The organism is Streptomyces sp. NPDC028910 (assembly GCF_055564955.1).
The window spans coordinates 69,253-83,294 of record NZ_JBVHVF010000006.1 but is presented as its reverse complement, the minus strand read 5'-3'; the positions used below and the strand labels follow the sequence as shown (position 1 = coordinate 83,294).

At 71.9% G+C, this 14,042-nt stretch carries 12 protein-coding genes and 1 pseudogene; 7 read left to right on the top strand and 6 right to left on the bottom strand.

What is annotated here, in order from left to right; genetic code table 11:
- Positions 1 to 69: 69 nt before the first annotated feature.
- Positions 70 to 1,026 (bottom strand): GlxA family transcriptional regulator, encoded by a 957-nt coding sequence (locus ACZ4TV_RS10900; RefSeq protein ID WP_468133000.1) that lies wholly within the window; start codon positions 1,024 to 1,026, stop codon positions 70 to 72.
- Between the two features lie 249 nt (positions 1,027 to 1,275).
- On the bottom strand, positions 1,276 to 2,070 hold the full coding sequence (locus ACZ4TV_RS10895; RefSeq protein WP_468132998.1) for a DUF4190 domain-containing protein: 795 nt from the start codon (positions 2,068 to 2,070) through the stop codon (positions 1,276 to 1,278).
- Between the two features lie 329 nt (positions 2,071 to 2,399).
- Here ACZ4TV_RS10895 and ACZ4TV_RS10890 point away from each other — a divergent pair, with 329 nt between their 5' ends.
- Entirely contained in the window at positions 2,400 to 3,071 is a 672-nt protein-coding gene (locus tag ACZ4TV_RS10890) for a hypothetical protein (protein ID WP_468132996.1), read from the top strand.
- Positions 3,072 to 3,107: 36 nt separating this feature from the next.
- On the opposite strand, the gene ACZ4TV_RS10885 is transcribed toward ACZ4TV_RS10890, so the two are convergent.
- Together ACZ4TV_RS10885 and ACZ4TV_RS10880 are read right to left on the bottom strand one after the other, a co-directional pair.
- On the bottom strand, positions 3,108 to 4,880 hold the full coding sequence (locus tag ACZ4TV_RS10885) for an NlpC/P60 family protein (RefSeq protein ID WP_468132994.1): 1,773 nt from the start codon (positions 4,878 to 4,880) through the stop codon (positions 3,108 to 3,110).
- Between the two features lie 55 nt (positions 4,881 to 4,935).
- Entirely contained in the window at positions 4,936 to 5,403 is a 468-nt protein-coding gene (locus ACZ4TV_RS10880) for a winged helix-turn-helix transcriptional regulator (protein ID WP_468132992.1), read from the bottom strand.
- Between ACZ4TV_RS10880 and ACZ4TV_RS10875 the strand changes: the two genes are divergently transcribed.
- From ACZ4TV_RS10875 to ACZ4TV_RS10850, 6 genes and pseudogenes are all read left to right on the top strand, one after another.
- The gene (locus tag ACZ4TV_RS10875; protein ID WP_468132990.1) at positions 5,383 to 5,793 is read left to right on the top strand and encodes a YybH family protein; all 411 of its coding nucleotides are present in this window, start codon (positions 5,383 to 5,385) and stop codon (positions 5,791 to 5,793) included. The two genes, ACZ4TV_RS10880 and ACZ4TV_RS10875, sit on opposite strands and share 21 nt — an antisense overlap.
- A 142-nt stretch (positions 5,794 to 5,935) precedes the next feature.
- A pseudogene (locus ACZ4TV_RS10870) lies at positions 5,936 to 6,735 on the top strand (CoA transferase subunit A).
- Complete coding sequence (locus tag ACZ4TV_RS10865; RefSeq protein WP_468132988.1) at positions 6,719 to 7,378, top strand: CoA transferase subunit B; 660 nt, start codon at positions 6,719 to 6,721, stop codon at positions 7,376 to 7,378. Before ACZ4TV_RS10870 ends, ACZ4TV_RS10865 begins: the two are co-directional and overlap by 17 nt.
- A gap of 103 nt (positions 7,379 to 7,481) precedes the next feature.
- Positions 7,482 to 8,279: a 3-hydroxybutyrate dehydrogenase gene (locus ACZ4TV_RS10860; RefSeq protein WP_468132986.1), complete on the top strand. Its 798-nt coding sequence runs from the start codon at positions 7,482 to 7,484 to the stop codon at positions 8,277 to 8,279.
- 79 nt (positions 8,280 to 8,358) lie between these two features.
- A complete protein-coding gene (locus ACZ4TV_RS10855) occupies positions 8,359 to 9,735 on the top strand; it encodes an MFS transporter (RefSeq protein WP_468132984.1) in 1,377 nt (458 codons plus the stop codon).
- Between the two features lie 140 nt (positions 9,736 to 9,875).
- On the top strand, positions 9,876 to 11,771 hold the full coding sequence (locus tag ACZ4TV_RS10850) for a helix-turn-helix domain-containing protein (protein ID WP_468132982.1): 1,896 nt from the start codon (positions 9,876 to 9,878) through the stop codon (positions 11,769 to 11,771).
- 45 nt (positions 11,772 to 11,816) lie between these two features.
- On the opposite strand, the gene ACZ4TV_RS10845 is transcribed toward ACZ4TV_RS10850, so the two are convergent.
- Both ACZ4TV_RS10845 and ACZ4TV_RS10840 read right to left on the bottom strand, forming a co-directional pair.
- On the bottom strand, positions 11,817 to 13,430 hold the full coding sequence (locus ACZ4TV_RS10845) for an extracellular catalytic domain type 2 short-chain-length polyhydroxyalkanoate depolymerase (protein ID WP_468132980.1): 1,614 nt from the start codon (positions 13,428 to 13,430) through the stop codon (positions 11,817 to 11,819).
- Positions 13,431 to 13,555: 125 nt separating this feature from the next.
- Positions 13,556 to 13,948: a hypothetical protein gene (locus ACZ4TV_RS10840; RefSeq protein WP_468132978.1), complete on the bottom strand. Its 393-nt coding sequence runs from the start codon at positions 13,946 to 13,948 to the stop codon at positions 13,556 to 13,558.
- Positions 13,949 to 14,042: the final 94 nt, after the last annotated feature.

The window sequence follows — 14,042 nt, the reverse complement described above, 5'->3', positions numbered from 1 at the left end:
AGGATCTCGCCACGTGGTGGTGGACTGATGGCGGCTGATGGGGGCTGATGCGAGGCTGTTCGTCGGAGGCTATTCGTCCTGGGTGAAGGTGCGCCGGTACTCGCGCGGGGTGGTGCCGAGGATGCGCTGGAAGTGCGACCGCAGGTTCGCGCCGGTGCCGAGACCGACGTCGGCGGCGATCTGCTCGACGCCGCGCTGCGAGCGTTCGAGCAGCTCGCGGGCCACGTCGATCCGGACGCGCATCACCCACTGCATCGGCGTGTACCCCGTGTCCTCGGCGAATCGTCGCGAGAACGTGCGGGCCGAGACCCCGGCGTGCCGGGCGAGTGCCTCGAGGGTGAGCGGCTCGGCCAGCTGGTGCAGCGCCCACTCGCGTGTGGCGGCGAACCGCTCGCTGAGCGGCTCGGGCACGCTGCGCGGCACGTACTGCGCCTGTCCGCCGCTGCGGTAGGGGGCCGCGATCAGGCGCCGGGCCGCGTGGTGGGAGGCGGACACGCCGACGTCGCCGCGCAGGATGTGCAGACACAGGTCGATCCCGGAGGCGGCGCCGGCCGACGTGAGGACGCTCCCCTCGTCGACGAACAGGACGTTCTCGTCGAGCCGGATGGACGGATGCCTCGCCGCGAGGGCCCGGGTGTAGTGCCAGTGGGTCGTGGCGCGCTTCCCGTCGAGCAGGCCCGTGGCGGCGAGCGCGAAGGCGCCCGTCGAGATGGCGGCGAGCCGCGCGCCCCGCTCGTGGGCGGCGATCAGCGCGTCGATGACGGCCCGCGGCGGGTCCTCGCGGTCCGGGAACCGGTAGCCGGGGACGAAGACGATGTCGGCCCACGCGAGGGCGTCGAGTCCGTGGGTCACGTGGTACGAGAGGCCGTCGCCGCCGGTCACGAGGCCGGGGGCCGCGCCGCACACGCGCACCTCGTAGGGCATGCTCTCGCGGGTCGTGAAGACCTGCGCGGGGATGCCGACGTCGAGGGGCTTCGCGCCTTCGAGAACGAGGACGGCGACGCGGTGGAGGCGGGAGGCTGGCACGGGATGAGGGTACGCGCGTCCGGGTGACGCACCTTCGCCGTGGTCGGCGCGGTGGCGGTGACCACGCTCAGCACTTCACGCCGATCCCTTCCTCGCCCTTCCCCGCCCTCCTCGCCCTTCCCCGCCCGTGCGGCCCCCTGCTCGGGGGCCGCACGGGGAACCGACGGGCTCAGGCCCGGGAGTGGCGCCGGGCCGGTGGGGAGGGGGCGGCCGCGCGGCGGACGACGGGGTCTGACCGACGACAGCGGCTCAGGAACCGGTGGCGCGAGCCGAGCCGGTGCTGGCGCCGCTGGTGTCGCCCAGGAAGCAGATGACCTCGCGGTCGCCGAGGGCCCAGGTGGGGGCCTGCGGGTAGTAGTAGTACCCCTCCAGCTTCTCCGGGAGCTTCGCGGCGTCGCCCACGTAGTCGGTGAGCGCGGTGCCGGAGCACTTCTCCTCGGTGATCGAGATGACCTTCTCCTTGCCCGGGTACGGTCCGGCCTCCAGGTTGAAGACGGCGTACGCCTCCCCCTCGTGGGGCTGGTCGCAGGGCACGATGCGTACCGAGAGGGCGGCTTGGCCGCCGTCCTTGTCCTGGTACTCCGCCAGATCGTCGTCCGTGTTGAAGCAGTCCCCCTTGCGGATGTCCTGTACGTCGCTGGAGCCCGGGCCGGTGACCTGGCCACTGGTGTCGCGCTTCGGCGTGGGGCCGTCGTCCAGCGCTCCGGTGATTCCGAGGATCAGCAAGATCGCATAGAACGCGATGGTCGCGCCGTGGATGACGATGGCCGCGATGGCGAGGCCCTTGCCCTTCTCGCCGCGGCTGCGGATCTGGGAGAGGGCGATGATGCCGAGGATCAGCGGGACCAGCGGCAGCGCGCAGACGAGCGACATGACGAACGCCACGATGGCCAGCGGGTTGGTCTTCTGCGAGGGCAACGGCATCTGTGGCGGCGGGTACCAGCCCTGCGGGCCTCCGTACGGACCGGGCTGCGCCGGCTGCCCGTACGGCCCCGGCTGCGGGTACGGCTCAGGGGACGACGGCGGCGGAGGTGGTATGGACATGCGTGTGGCGCTCCTTGCTCAGAGGGTGAGACGCAACCAAACGGCCGGGCGCGGACACCGCGGCCGCCGGGTGCGGGCCTGATGGTCGCACGGTGCTCGGACCGCCCGAGCCCCGGCATCCCTCCGCGGGCCCCGGCCCGTTCGCGCCGGCCCACCCGGCCCGGACCGCGGCCGTCCGCAACACGCTGATACGGTGCCGGTGTCCGGTTGATCTCGGACCTGACCCGCAGACAGGAACGCACCCGGCCAGGGCGGTCCGCCGGTTCGCCCGGCCCGCGACCTCCCACGCTCAGCCGCCTGCGCCGTCACCACCGCTTAAGGAAGCACGCATGACCGAGCAGACGCCCTCCGCCGCCCCGGACGCCGCCGCAGACCCGCTGCGTAACGTCTACCTGCGGCTGGCCGCCGCCGAATCCATACCGCCGCAGGCCGCCCACCAGTTCGGCTACCTGCGGCCCGTCGCCACCGACCTGCTGGAGGGCATCGCGTACGACACCCCCGACAGCGTCCGGCTGCTGGACGACCAGGACGTCGCCCGAGTGGACCGGGACGTGCTCTACGCGGCCGCGCGCGCCAACCTGCTGGCCGAACCGGTGGGTTACGACACGATCGAGCGGCCCGGCGGCGCCGTCCTGCACATCATCGGCGGCGAGTCCGTGTACGCCGCCAGCAAGGCGCTCGTCTTCGAGGAGGCGGTCCGCGCTGCGGGTGGCCCCGAACTCCCCGCCGAGGGAGCGCTGCTGACGGTGCCGAACCGGCACAACCTCGTCTTCTACCCGCTCGCCGACCGCCACGTGGGCGAGGCCGTCAACGACCTCGCCCAGTTCGGCCTCGGCGCCTACGAGGACGGCCCCGGACGGCTCTCGCCGCGGGTTTTCTGGTGGCAGGCGGGCCGCCTGACCACGATCACCGTCTTCGACGACGAGACCAGGACGATGAGCATCGCCCCGCCGCCCGAACTCATGGACACGATGCGCCGCCTCGCCGGCACCGGGGCCTGACCTCGGCCTGGGGCCTGTCCGGCGGCCCGCGGGGGATCAGAGGCGGTGAACCGTGTGGAGCTTCTTCGCGTAGGTGCCGGTGCCGTCGAGAAGTGAAGCGCCGCCCAGGTCGGACATGGTGGGGCCGTTGCCGGTCTTGCGGCTGGAGAGGAAGCGGCGCTTGCCGGCGCTGTCCAGGCCGAGGTAGATGCCCACGTGGTCGACGGTGACGGTCACCGTGTCGTCACCGGAGTCGGCGTTGAACAGGAGCAGGTCGCCGGGCTGGAGTTGCTGTGCGGCGGGCGGATTCGTGCCGTCCGTCTGGTCGATCCGGGTGCCGGGGGCGTAGTCCACCATGTGGCGGGACTTGCGGGGGATGCGGGTCCTGGAGGTGTCCTCGCCGGCGGCCATGGGGATGCCCATGTGGTAGCCGTAGACCATGCGGGTGTACCCGGAGCAGTCGAGGTTGCCGACCTGCTGGCTGGACGGGCCCGTGTAGGTGCCGTCGGGGAAGGTCCAGCCGAGGTCCATGTACTCGTGGAAGTCCGCGCCCTCGTAGCGGTAGCCGTGCGGGTCCGTGTAGCCGTAGCCCGCCTTGCCCATGACCTGCTTGCCCGTTGCCGGGGTGGCGGCCGTGGTCACCGCGGGTGCTCCCGCGAGGAACGCGGCCGCGTGGGCCAGGACATCGGGGGTCGGGGAACCGGCCCAGCCGCGGATGATCTGTTCCAGGGCAGGGGTCCAGGTCCCGTCGAAGGGCGCGGGGAGCACGCGTACCCAGGTGTCGTGGGTGACGGTCGGCGGCTGCTGCCAGGTCGCCTCGCGGACCTCGAAGCGGCTCACCACCAGTTTGACGGGCAGGTTCGTGCAGCCCTGATTGGCCAGTGCCCTCAGGCCCACCCGCCCCTTGGGGAAGGTGGTGTCCGTGACGTCCGCGGCCCAGCCGGTGGGTTCGGCGCTGTCCGTGCGCCAGGCCTTGGCCCGGATGCGGGCGCCCTCGCGGCGGACACGGATCGTCCAGTTCGTGCCCGCCGGAACTCCGGTGGCGAGGGTCGTGGCCGTGGTCAGCTGGGTGACCGTGTCCGCGACCTCCTTCTCGAGGCGCAGTTCGACCGTGCCCGAGGTCAGGAAGGACAGCCTGGCCCGGTAGTTGTTGTGGACGTCCTGGTAGCCGAAGGACAGCGCGTACGAGCAGGCCTGGCCGGTGGGAACCTTGTCGAACTTCGCGACGGAGCGGACGTCGACGTCGGTGATCTCGTCGTCCCGGAGGGTGGCGTGGCGGCTCGCGTAGTCGGTCGTGAGCTCGATGGTGGCGCTGCCCGGCACCACCGAGTAGTCGGTGTCGGCGGGCCCCAGCGTGGACCAGCTGCCGCCGGAGGGGGAGGTCCCCCAGTACGTGCGGTCCGCGACCGGGAGTGCCTGGTTGGGGAGGGTGCGCCGGAAGTCGTCCTCGAAGGACTGCTTGTTCTCGGTGAAGGTGCGCTGGGGACCGGTCAGGACGACGGTGCGCGCGCCCTTGGTCAGGACGGCGACGCGGTGGGGGCCGGAGGTGACCTCCAGGCGCTCCGGCGTGCCCGGCAGCACGGTCGTGGTGAAGGAGCCGAGGGAGACCTGCGTGAAGTAGGCGGGGTCCAGCGGTCCGATGGTGACGGAGGACCGGGGCGAGGTGAGGGACGCGGGCGCCGCGGCCATGGCTGAGAGGGATGCCGTGCGTGCGGGGGCGGCCGGGACCGAGGTTCTCGGCGAGGCTGCGGCGCTCGAGGTCCCGAGTGGAACGGAGGCCGCCGCGGTGGCGAAGACGGCGAGCAGATTGCGTCGAGAGGTGTATGACATGCGGTCATGATCCGGTGGGGGTGCACTCCAGCGAACGCCGCCCCCCTGAACGCGGTCAGGCCGCTGGATCGGGAGACCCTGCCCGGGGCCCTGCGCCTGTCGCCGCCAGCTCCACCCCGGTGCGGTACAGCTCGACCAGCAGCGGCCGCAAGACCGCACCGGCCGCGGTCAGACCGTAGCGGGTACGCACGGGAAAGCCGGGCAGCCGTTCCCGGACGGCGAGACCCTGCCCCTCCAGCGTCCGCAGCCGCTCGGTGAGCACCTTCGGGCTGATGCCGGGAAGCCGTGCAGACAGCGCCCCGAACGACAACGGCCCGCCCATCAGTTCCCGCAGCACGAGCGTGGTCCAGCGCCCCGACACCGCCGCGAGGGCCAGCTCCACCGGGCAGTCCGGCTCCGGTCGCCGGGTACGCCCATCGACGTCCGGGACCAGCTCGGTGTCCCACGGGCCGGCGTGGCTTTCCGTTTGGTGACCCATTTCGGCCTCGGCTTGGCTGCGGCCATGAACATCGAACGCGATCATGCGCCCACTGTCCTCCTGACCGACGATCCCCGGCAACACCCGGCCGTCTTCGCCGCGGCCTTCAACACCGGCGACCCGGCGGCGGTGGCCCAGGTGTACGCGCCGGACGCCGTCTTCGTCCCGCGCCCCGGAACCCCGCTGACGGGCGCCGCGCTCGCCTCGGCCACGGCGGACTTCCTCGCGCTGGGTCTGCCGATCGACGTGCGCCCCCGCCACACGTACGTGGCAGGTGACCTCGCTCTGCTGATCGTCGACTGGAGCATCGACGGCACCGGCCCCGACGGCGCGGCCGTCCGGCTGGCCGGCACCGCCACGGACGTCGCCCGGCGCGGGCCGGACGGTCTGTGGCGCTACCTCATCGACAACCCGTTCGGCACCTCGCCCTCCTGACACATACGCGGAGGCCGGGTTGTGTGGCCGGCCGCCATGGCCGGCCCTGCCGGGTGCTTCCTACGCTCGGCTGCAGTCGCCGCGGTGTGGCCGCGCGCGTGCGCGGCGGCCGCCGGCGGAGCCGGAGAGCGAGGGGCATCGGATGGGCTTGGACAAAGTGGTCGCGCACGCGGCCGGGGCAGTGGCCGACATCCCCGAGGGGGCGTCGCTGGCGGTGGGCGGGTTCGGCCTGTGCGGCATACCCGGTGTACTGATCCACGCACTGCTGGACAGGGGCGTCGGCGGCCTGCGGGTGGTGTCCAACAACTGCGGTGTGGACGACTGGGGTCTCGGGCTGCTGCTGAGGGAGGGGCTGATCTCCCGTATGACCAGCTCCTATGTGGGTGAGAACAAGGAGTTCGCCCGCCAGTACCTCAGTGGCGAGCTGGAGGTGGAGCTGGTGCCGCAGGGCACCCTCGCCGAGCGGCTGCGGGCAGGGGGCTGCGGTGTTCCGGCGTTCTACACCCCGCGGGCGTGGGCACGCGGATCGCGGACGGCGGGACGGCGTGGCGGTATCACGAGGACGGCACGGTCGCCGTCGCCTCGCCGCCGAAGGAGACCCGTACCTTCGGGGGGCGCGAGTACCTCCTGGAGGAGGGGATCACCACCGACTTCGCTCTGGTACGGGCGGCTGTCGGTGACCGGCACGGCAATCTCGTCTTCCATTCCTCGGCCCGGAACTTCAACCCGCTCACCGCGATGGCCGGCCGGACCACGATCGCCGAGGTGGAGGAGCTCGTCGAGCCCGGCGAGCTGGACCCGGACCGGATCCACCTGCCCGGCGTCTTCGTGCAGCGGGTGGTGCATGCCGAGGCCGGCGACCCGAGGGCCGAGAAGCGCATCGAGCGTCGCACCGTACGGGGGGACCGGGGAGGGCGGAACCGAGATGTCTCTGACACGTGAGCAGATGGCGGCCCGCGCCGCCCGGGAACTGGAGGACGGCTCCTACGTCAACCTGGGCATCGGCCTGCCCACGCTGATCCCCAACCACCTGCCCCCGGGGATCGAGGTGGTCCTCCAGTCGGAGAACGGCATCCTCGGGGTGGGCCCCTACCCGTACGACGACGAGGTACGGCCCGACCTGATCAACGCCGGGAAGGAGACCGTGACCACGCTTCCCGGTGCGTCGTACTTCGACTCCGCGCTGTCCTTCGGGATGATCCGCGGAGAGCACATCGACGTGGCCGTCCTGGGCGCCATGCAGGTGTCCGCGTGCGGCGACCTGGCGAACTGGGTGATCCCCGGAAAGATGGTCAAGGGGATGGGCGGGGCCATGGACCTCGTCCACGGAGCCCGGAAAGTCATCGTGCTGATGGACCACACCGCCCGGGACGGCACCCCGAAGCTGGTGGAGGAGTGCACGCTGCCGCTCACCGGCCGGCGGGTGGTGCACCGGGTGATCACCGACCTGGCGGTGCTCGACGTCACCCCGGGCGGCCTGTTGCTGCGCGAGCTGGCGCCCGGCGTCGGCGTGGATCAGGTCCGGGCCGCGACCGCGGCCGAGTTCACGATGGTGCCCGAGCTCTCGGCGACGGCGATCGCCTGACTCGCTGACCGGTCCGTATGGCTGTCTTCGCCATAACGAGGGGGCAGAGTGTGGCATCCGGACACATGGGCTGCCGTGTCGTATGTCTCTAGCGTTTCCCGCCATGACGAGCGAATTTCACGCAGCTCCCGGATCCTTGGCGCACCGTGCGGACGGCCTGGACCTCACCGGCCGCACGGCCCTGGTGACCGGCGGCGGCAGCGGCATCGGGCGGGCCTGCGCCCACGCGCTGGCCGCCGCCGGGGCCCTGGTGCACGTGGTCGACCTCGACGCCGCGGCGGCCGAGGACGTCGCCAAGGCCACCGGCGGACGTGCGTACGTCGTGGACCTGGCCGAGGCCGGGGAGGTCCGCACGCTCCCCGGCGAGGTGGACGTCCTCGTGAACAGCGCGGGGCTCCAGCACGTGGCGGCCATCGAGGACTTTCCTCCGGCCCGGTTCGAGCTGATCCAGAGAGTGATGGTCACCGCGCCGTTCCTGCTGCTCCAGCAGTGCCTGCCGCACATGTACGCCGGCGGCTGGGGCCGGGTGGTCAACATCTCCAGCGTGCACGGCCTGCGGGCCAGCGCCTTCAAGTCCGCGTACGTCGCCGCCAAGCACGGCCTGGAGGGGCTGAGCAAGGTCGCGGCGATCGAGGGAGCCCCGCACGGGGTGACCAGCAACTGCGTCAACCCCGGCTACGTACGCACGCCCCTGGTCGAGCACCAGATCACGTCCCAGGCCGCCGCTCACGGCATCGACCCCGAGGACGTCGTCAGCGATGTGCTGCTCAAGCGGTCCGCGATCAAGCGGCTCATCGAACCGGAGGAGGTGGCCGCGGTCGCCGCCTGGCTCTGCGGACCCCACACCGGCTACATCACCGGAGCGTCGATCCCCGTCGACGGCGGGTGGGGCGCGAACTGAGCGCCCCGCCCCTCACATTCCCTCCCCTCACATTCCCTCCCCTCACATTCCCGCCCCGTCAACGAAACACGGTGACACCATGAGTTCACAGCCGGCCGGCAGAAGCGGTATCCGCCGCATCGTCGCCGCCAGCCTCGTCGGCACCACCATCGAGTGGTACGACTTCTTCCTCTACGGTTCCGCGGCCGCGCTGGTGTTCAACACCCTGTTCTTTCCCACCAGCGACCCCCTGGTCGGCACGCTGCTCGCGTTCCTGACGTACGCGGTCGGCTTCGCCGCCCGGCCGCTCGGCGGGATCGTCTTCGGGCACTTCGGTGACCGGATCGGCCGCAAGAAGCTGCTGGTGCTCAGCCTGCTGATGATGGGCGGGGCCACCTTCGCGATGGGGCTGCTGCCCACGCACGCCAGCATCGGCGCTGCCGCGCCGGTCCTGCTGACCGTGCTCCGCCTGGTCCAGGGCTTCGCGCTCGGCGGCGAGTGGGGCGGCGCGGTGCTGCTGGTCTCCGAACACGGCGGCCCCGAACGCCGCGGCTTCTGGGCTTCCTGGCCGCAGGCCGGCGCGCCCGGCGGCAACCTCCTCGCGACCGGTGTCCTGGCCCTGCTCGCCGCCGTCCAGTCCGACGAGGCGTTCCTCGCCTGGGGCTGGCGGATCCCCTTCCTGCTCTCCGGCGTGCTGGTCATGATCGGCCTGTGGATCCGCATCTCCGTCTCCGAGTCGCCGGTCTTCCTGGAGGCCCAGCGCAAGGCCGCCGAGGAGGCCGCGGCGGGCGTCAAGGAGAAGCCCCCGATCGTCCAGGTGTTCCGCACCAGCTGGCGCCAGGTGCTGACCGCGATCGGCACCCGGCTGGGGGAGAACATCTCGTACTACATCCTCACCGCCTTCCTCCTCGTCTACGTCACCGTCCACCTGGGCCTGCCCAAGAGCGACGCGCTGAACGCCGTGCTGATCGGCTCGGCCGTCCACTTCGTCACCATCCCGGCCTGGGGCGCGCTCTCCGACCGGATCGGGCGCCGCCCGGTCACGCTCATCGGCGCGGTCGGCATGGCCGGTTGGGCCTTCGCCTTCTTCGCGCTGCTGGACTCGAAGTCCTTCGCGGTCATCGCCCTCGCGGTCACCGTCGGACTTCTGCTGCACGGCGCGATGTACGGACCGCAGGCCGCCTTCATCTCGGAGATGTTCGACACCAAGGTCCGCTACTCCGGCGCCTCCATGGGCTCCCAGCTCGCCTCCATCATCGGCGGGGCGCTCGCGCCGATCATCGCGGTGGAGCTCCTGAAGGACTACGACAGCTCCCTGCCCGTCTCCGTCTACCTCGGCGTGGCGGCGGCCGTCACCGCGCTGACCGTCCTGGTGGCGAAGGAAACCCGCGGACGCGACCTCGCACGGGACGGCCTGACCGTTTCGGTCCCGCGGCAAGCCGGCGCAAGGCAGGACTCCGTCCCGCTCGGCGGCTGACCGCCGCCGGTCCGCCCGCCGTGCCGCCCGCCCGCAGGGGGAGGGGCACGGCGGGCAGCTCCGTTCCCGTACGTTCTCGTACGTTCTCGTACGTCCCGTACGTTTCCGTACCGACGCCGACCGTGGAGGCGGACCCCCGTATGCTCCCCAGCGTGACCGATGACGCCCCCGGCGGTGCGCGGCGACTGCTCGACCTGCTGGTCCAGGGCGCGTCCGCCGAGGCGTTCGCCCGCCCCGCCGCCGAGGCCAAGGAGGCCGGGGCCGGCTCCGCCGAGCTCGCCGCACTGGCCGAGGCCACCGACGTGGCCCTGCGCATCCGCCGCACCCTCAGCCAGCACCGCAGGCGCGAGGCCCAGCTCACCGCGCTGTTCGACACCGCGAGCGACCTGGCGGCCCTGCGCGATCTGGACGCGGTACTGCGGGCCATCGTCCATCGGGCCAAGCTGCTGCTCGGCACCGACGTCGCCTATCTCTCCCTCAACGACGACGCCGCGGGCGACACCTACATGCGGGTCACCGACGGTTCGGTGGCCGAGGCCTTCCAGCGGGTCCGGCTCGGCATGGGCGAAGGGCTCGGCGGCCTCGTCGCCCAGACCGCCCGCCCCTACGCGACCGGGGACTACCAGGCGGACACCCGTTTCCACCACACCGGCCCCATCGACAGCGCCGTGCTGGAAGAAGGGCTGCGGGCCATCCTGGGCGTGCCCCTGCGCGTCGGGGCGCAGGTCATCGGGGTGCTCTACGCCGCCGACCGTACGGCCCGCGAGTTCACCCCCGACGAGGTCGCGCTGCTGTCCTCGCTGGCCGACCACGCCGCCATCGCCATCGACGGTGCCCGGCTGCTGGAGGAGACCCGGGCAGCGCTGGTGGAGCTGAACTCCGCGACGGAGACCATCCGGGCCCAGAGCGAGGCCATGTGCCGTGCCGAGCAGGCCCACGACCGGCTCACCGACCTGGTTCTGCGGGGGGTCGACGCCGGCGGAGTGGCCGCGCAGATCGCCGGCATCCTGGACGGCGGCATCCTGGTCCACGACGCCGAGGGCGCCGAACTGGCCCGTACGGGGACGGATCCGCTGCCCGCGCCCACCCAGGCGGTGGCGGCCTCACGGGCCAGCGGCCGGGCCGTCCCCCTCGACGGGACCTGGGTGTGCGCCGTACTGGCCGGGCCCGAACTGCTCGGCAGCATCGCCCTGACCGGCCGCCCGGACCTCGCGGACGCCGACCGTCTGCTGTTCGAGCGCGCCGGTGTGGTCACCGCCCTGCTGTTGCTGCTGCGCCGTTCCGTCGCGGAAGCGGAGGACCGGGTACGCGGAGAGCTGCTGGGCGACCTGCTGTCCGCGACCGGGGACCCCGGCAGCCTCGCGACCCGGGCCCGTCGGCTCGGCCTCAACCTCGGCCGCCCTCAAGGGGTGTTCGTCACGCACGCCGAGAGCGGCGCCTCACGGCACCGGCTGCTCGCCGCGGCCGCCCGTAGCGCGCAGGCCCAGGGCGGCCTGGCCGGACTCCACCACGGGCATGTGGTGCTCGTCGTACCGACCGCGGATCCCGGCCCGTCCGCCCAGGCCTTCGCCGCCGAGCTGGGCCGGGCGGTCGGCGCCGAGGTCACCGTCGGCGCGGCAGGGCCCGTAGCCCGGCCGGCCGGACTCGCGGACGCGCACGCCGAGGCCCTGCGCTGTCTCTCCGCCCTGCGCGCCCTCGGCCAGAGCGGCCGCGGCGGCGCGCTGGCCGATCTCGGCTTCGTCGGTGTACTCCTCGGCGACCAGGCCGGGGTCGCGGGGTACGTACGCAGCACCCTGGGCCCCGTCCTGGACTACGACACCGAACGGGGAACGGACCTGACCGGCACCCTGGAGGCCTACTTCGCGCAGAGCGGCAGCCTCACCCGGACCAAGACCGTTCTGCACGTCCACGTGAACACCGTCGTCCAGCGGCTCGACCGGATCACCCGCATCCTCGGCCCGGACTGGAACACCCCGGGCCGGTCCCTGGAGCTCCAGCTGGCACTCCGGCTCCACCGGCTGTCGCCGGAGCGCTGAGCCGTACGCCCACTGGTCCCACTGGTCCCACTGGTCCCACTGGTCCTACTGGTACTCGACCGTGAGGGTCGCCTGCGTGTCCCTGTTCACGAACAGGTAGGCCGTCGAGGCCTGGTTCTGCTCGAAACGCAACCGGACCTGGGTCCGGCCGGAGCGGTTGATCGCGTCCAGGCCGGCTGACGTGAGGTTGCCGGACGCCTTGACGCCCGAGGAGAAGGAACCGATCTCGGCCGCGCCCCGGGCCGTCGTGGTGGCGGCCCAGTCGGAGGTTTCGACCGGGCAGCCGCCCAGGCAGCCGTTCTGGACGTCCACGAGGAGCCGGTTGCCGGCCGGGCTCGCCCAGGGGTCGCCCGAGCCGCTGCTCCTGGTCAGCGTCACGTAGGCCCGGGTGACGGCCTTGCCGGCGGGGATGGCCGAGGTGTCGAAGGACAGGAGCGTCCGGTTGAACTTGCCGTCACTGCCCCGGGCCAGAGCCAGACCGGACGTTCCCTCGAGCGTACCCACGGTCGGGTCGGAGCCGTCGGCCGCCGCCTTGACGTAGCCGTCCTCCGCGTCGATGCTCGGCAGCGTCACGCTGCCGGTCGGCGGCGTCGTGCCTCCGCCGTCACCCCCGAGCGCGCGGACCATGGCCGTGATCGCCTCGATCTGCCTGCCGCCGTGCCGGGCGTAGGCGGAGTCACCGAGGTATCCCCACCAGTTCCAGCAGCCGTTGGGATTGTCCAGCGTGGCCGTGGCGACGGCCTGCGGGTAGAGCACGATGAGGTTGTTGGTGTCCGCGTACTCGTTCATGTACGCCGTGTCGATGAACGTGGTGCCGAAGCCCTGGTACGAGTAGCCCTGCTTGCAGCCGTGCAGGGTGACGACCACCTTGCAGGCGGCGCCGCCGGCGCAGCTGCGGGGTACGTAGACGAAGCCCTTCTCGTCCATGGAGACCGGCTTGGCCCGTCCCCCGGGGACGTACTTGTTCTGGTCGAACTGGATGAGTGCGCCGGTGGGGGAGGCGGCGGGGGAGCTGACCGTGCCGAGCAGGTGACCGAGGAAGTCGCGTTCGGCGTCGAAGCCGCAGTGGTTGATGAAGGGACTCGCGGTCACGGAACAGGAGTTCGGTCCCAGCGGGCTGATCCAGGCGTGGCCCGCGGCGGTGCTCCTGTCGTAGCGGACGTTCGCGCCGAAGTGGCCGTAGTAGTCGGCCAGGGCAGTGGCCACGGGCTGCTTGACCGTCGAGTCGCCCGTACCGCTGAAAACGTAGACCGGGTCGCCGGACAGGCCCGCCGCGTCGTCGATCGCGCCCTGCGCCGACCAGTCGGTCGTGGTCTGCTTCAGCGTGGCCAGTTGTAGGTCCTGTGTGGTGTTCATACAGGCGTTGAGGGCGGTTCCGAGGTTGTTCCGCGCGCAGTAGTGGGGTCCGGACGCGAAGACCGCCGAACCGTCGAACGTGCCCGAGTAGGCCACGTGGAGTTGCGTGGCCATATAGCCACCCGACGATATTCCCGCGCTGTAGACCCCGTCGACGACGTAGGGCTTCAGCTCGCCCGGCGAGGGCGGGACCGTTGCCGCCGCCGCCGGTCCCGCCGGAGCGCCGACCGTCGCGAGAATGACCAGAGCCAGGACGGCGGCGGCCCTGCCGCGCACCCCCGGCCTACCGAGAAACGTTTTCACGAACCCCTCCTGCGACGTGAGTCGGATCACCCCGTGGGGATGGCTGGAAGGGACCGTAACCGTGACGGGGTCCGAGCGCTCATGGCAAGGGGCGCCACAATCCGCCGCGCCCTGGTGGTGGCCGGTCACCTGGACGCGGCGGGGTTCCTCGTCCGCACCTGGCCCAGGGCCAGCACGCTCAGGGCGAACATCAGGATGCCCAGGGGGACATGGAGCGACGGCATGTGCGCGATGCCCAGCACCACCTGTACCGAAGCGAGTACGAGGAAGCCGGACGCGTACAGGACGGGACGGGGTGACCCGCCGCCCGGCCGCCACGCCAGGATCGCGGCGAGCACGTACAGCATCGACGCGCCGTACATCACGCGCGATCCGACGTCGTGCAGTACCGCGCCGTGGGACGAGGAGAGCAGCATTCCGGCGGTGACCGCCTGGAAGAGCAGGGACAAGGTCTGCAGGGCGATCGCCACGTGCAGGAAGGTGAGTCTGCCCTGTGCTGCCGTCGTCCGTGTGGCCATGACGTGGCCCCCCTCTTCTGCCTCGCGGCGGTGGATCGGTACTGTCTCGGTGGTCCGACGAAGTGGGCCCGCGAAATGTGAGGCGAAGCGCGGA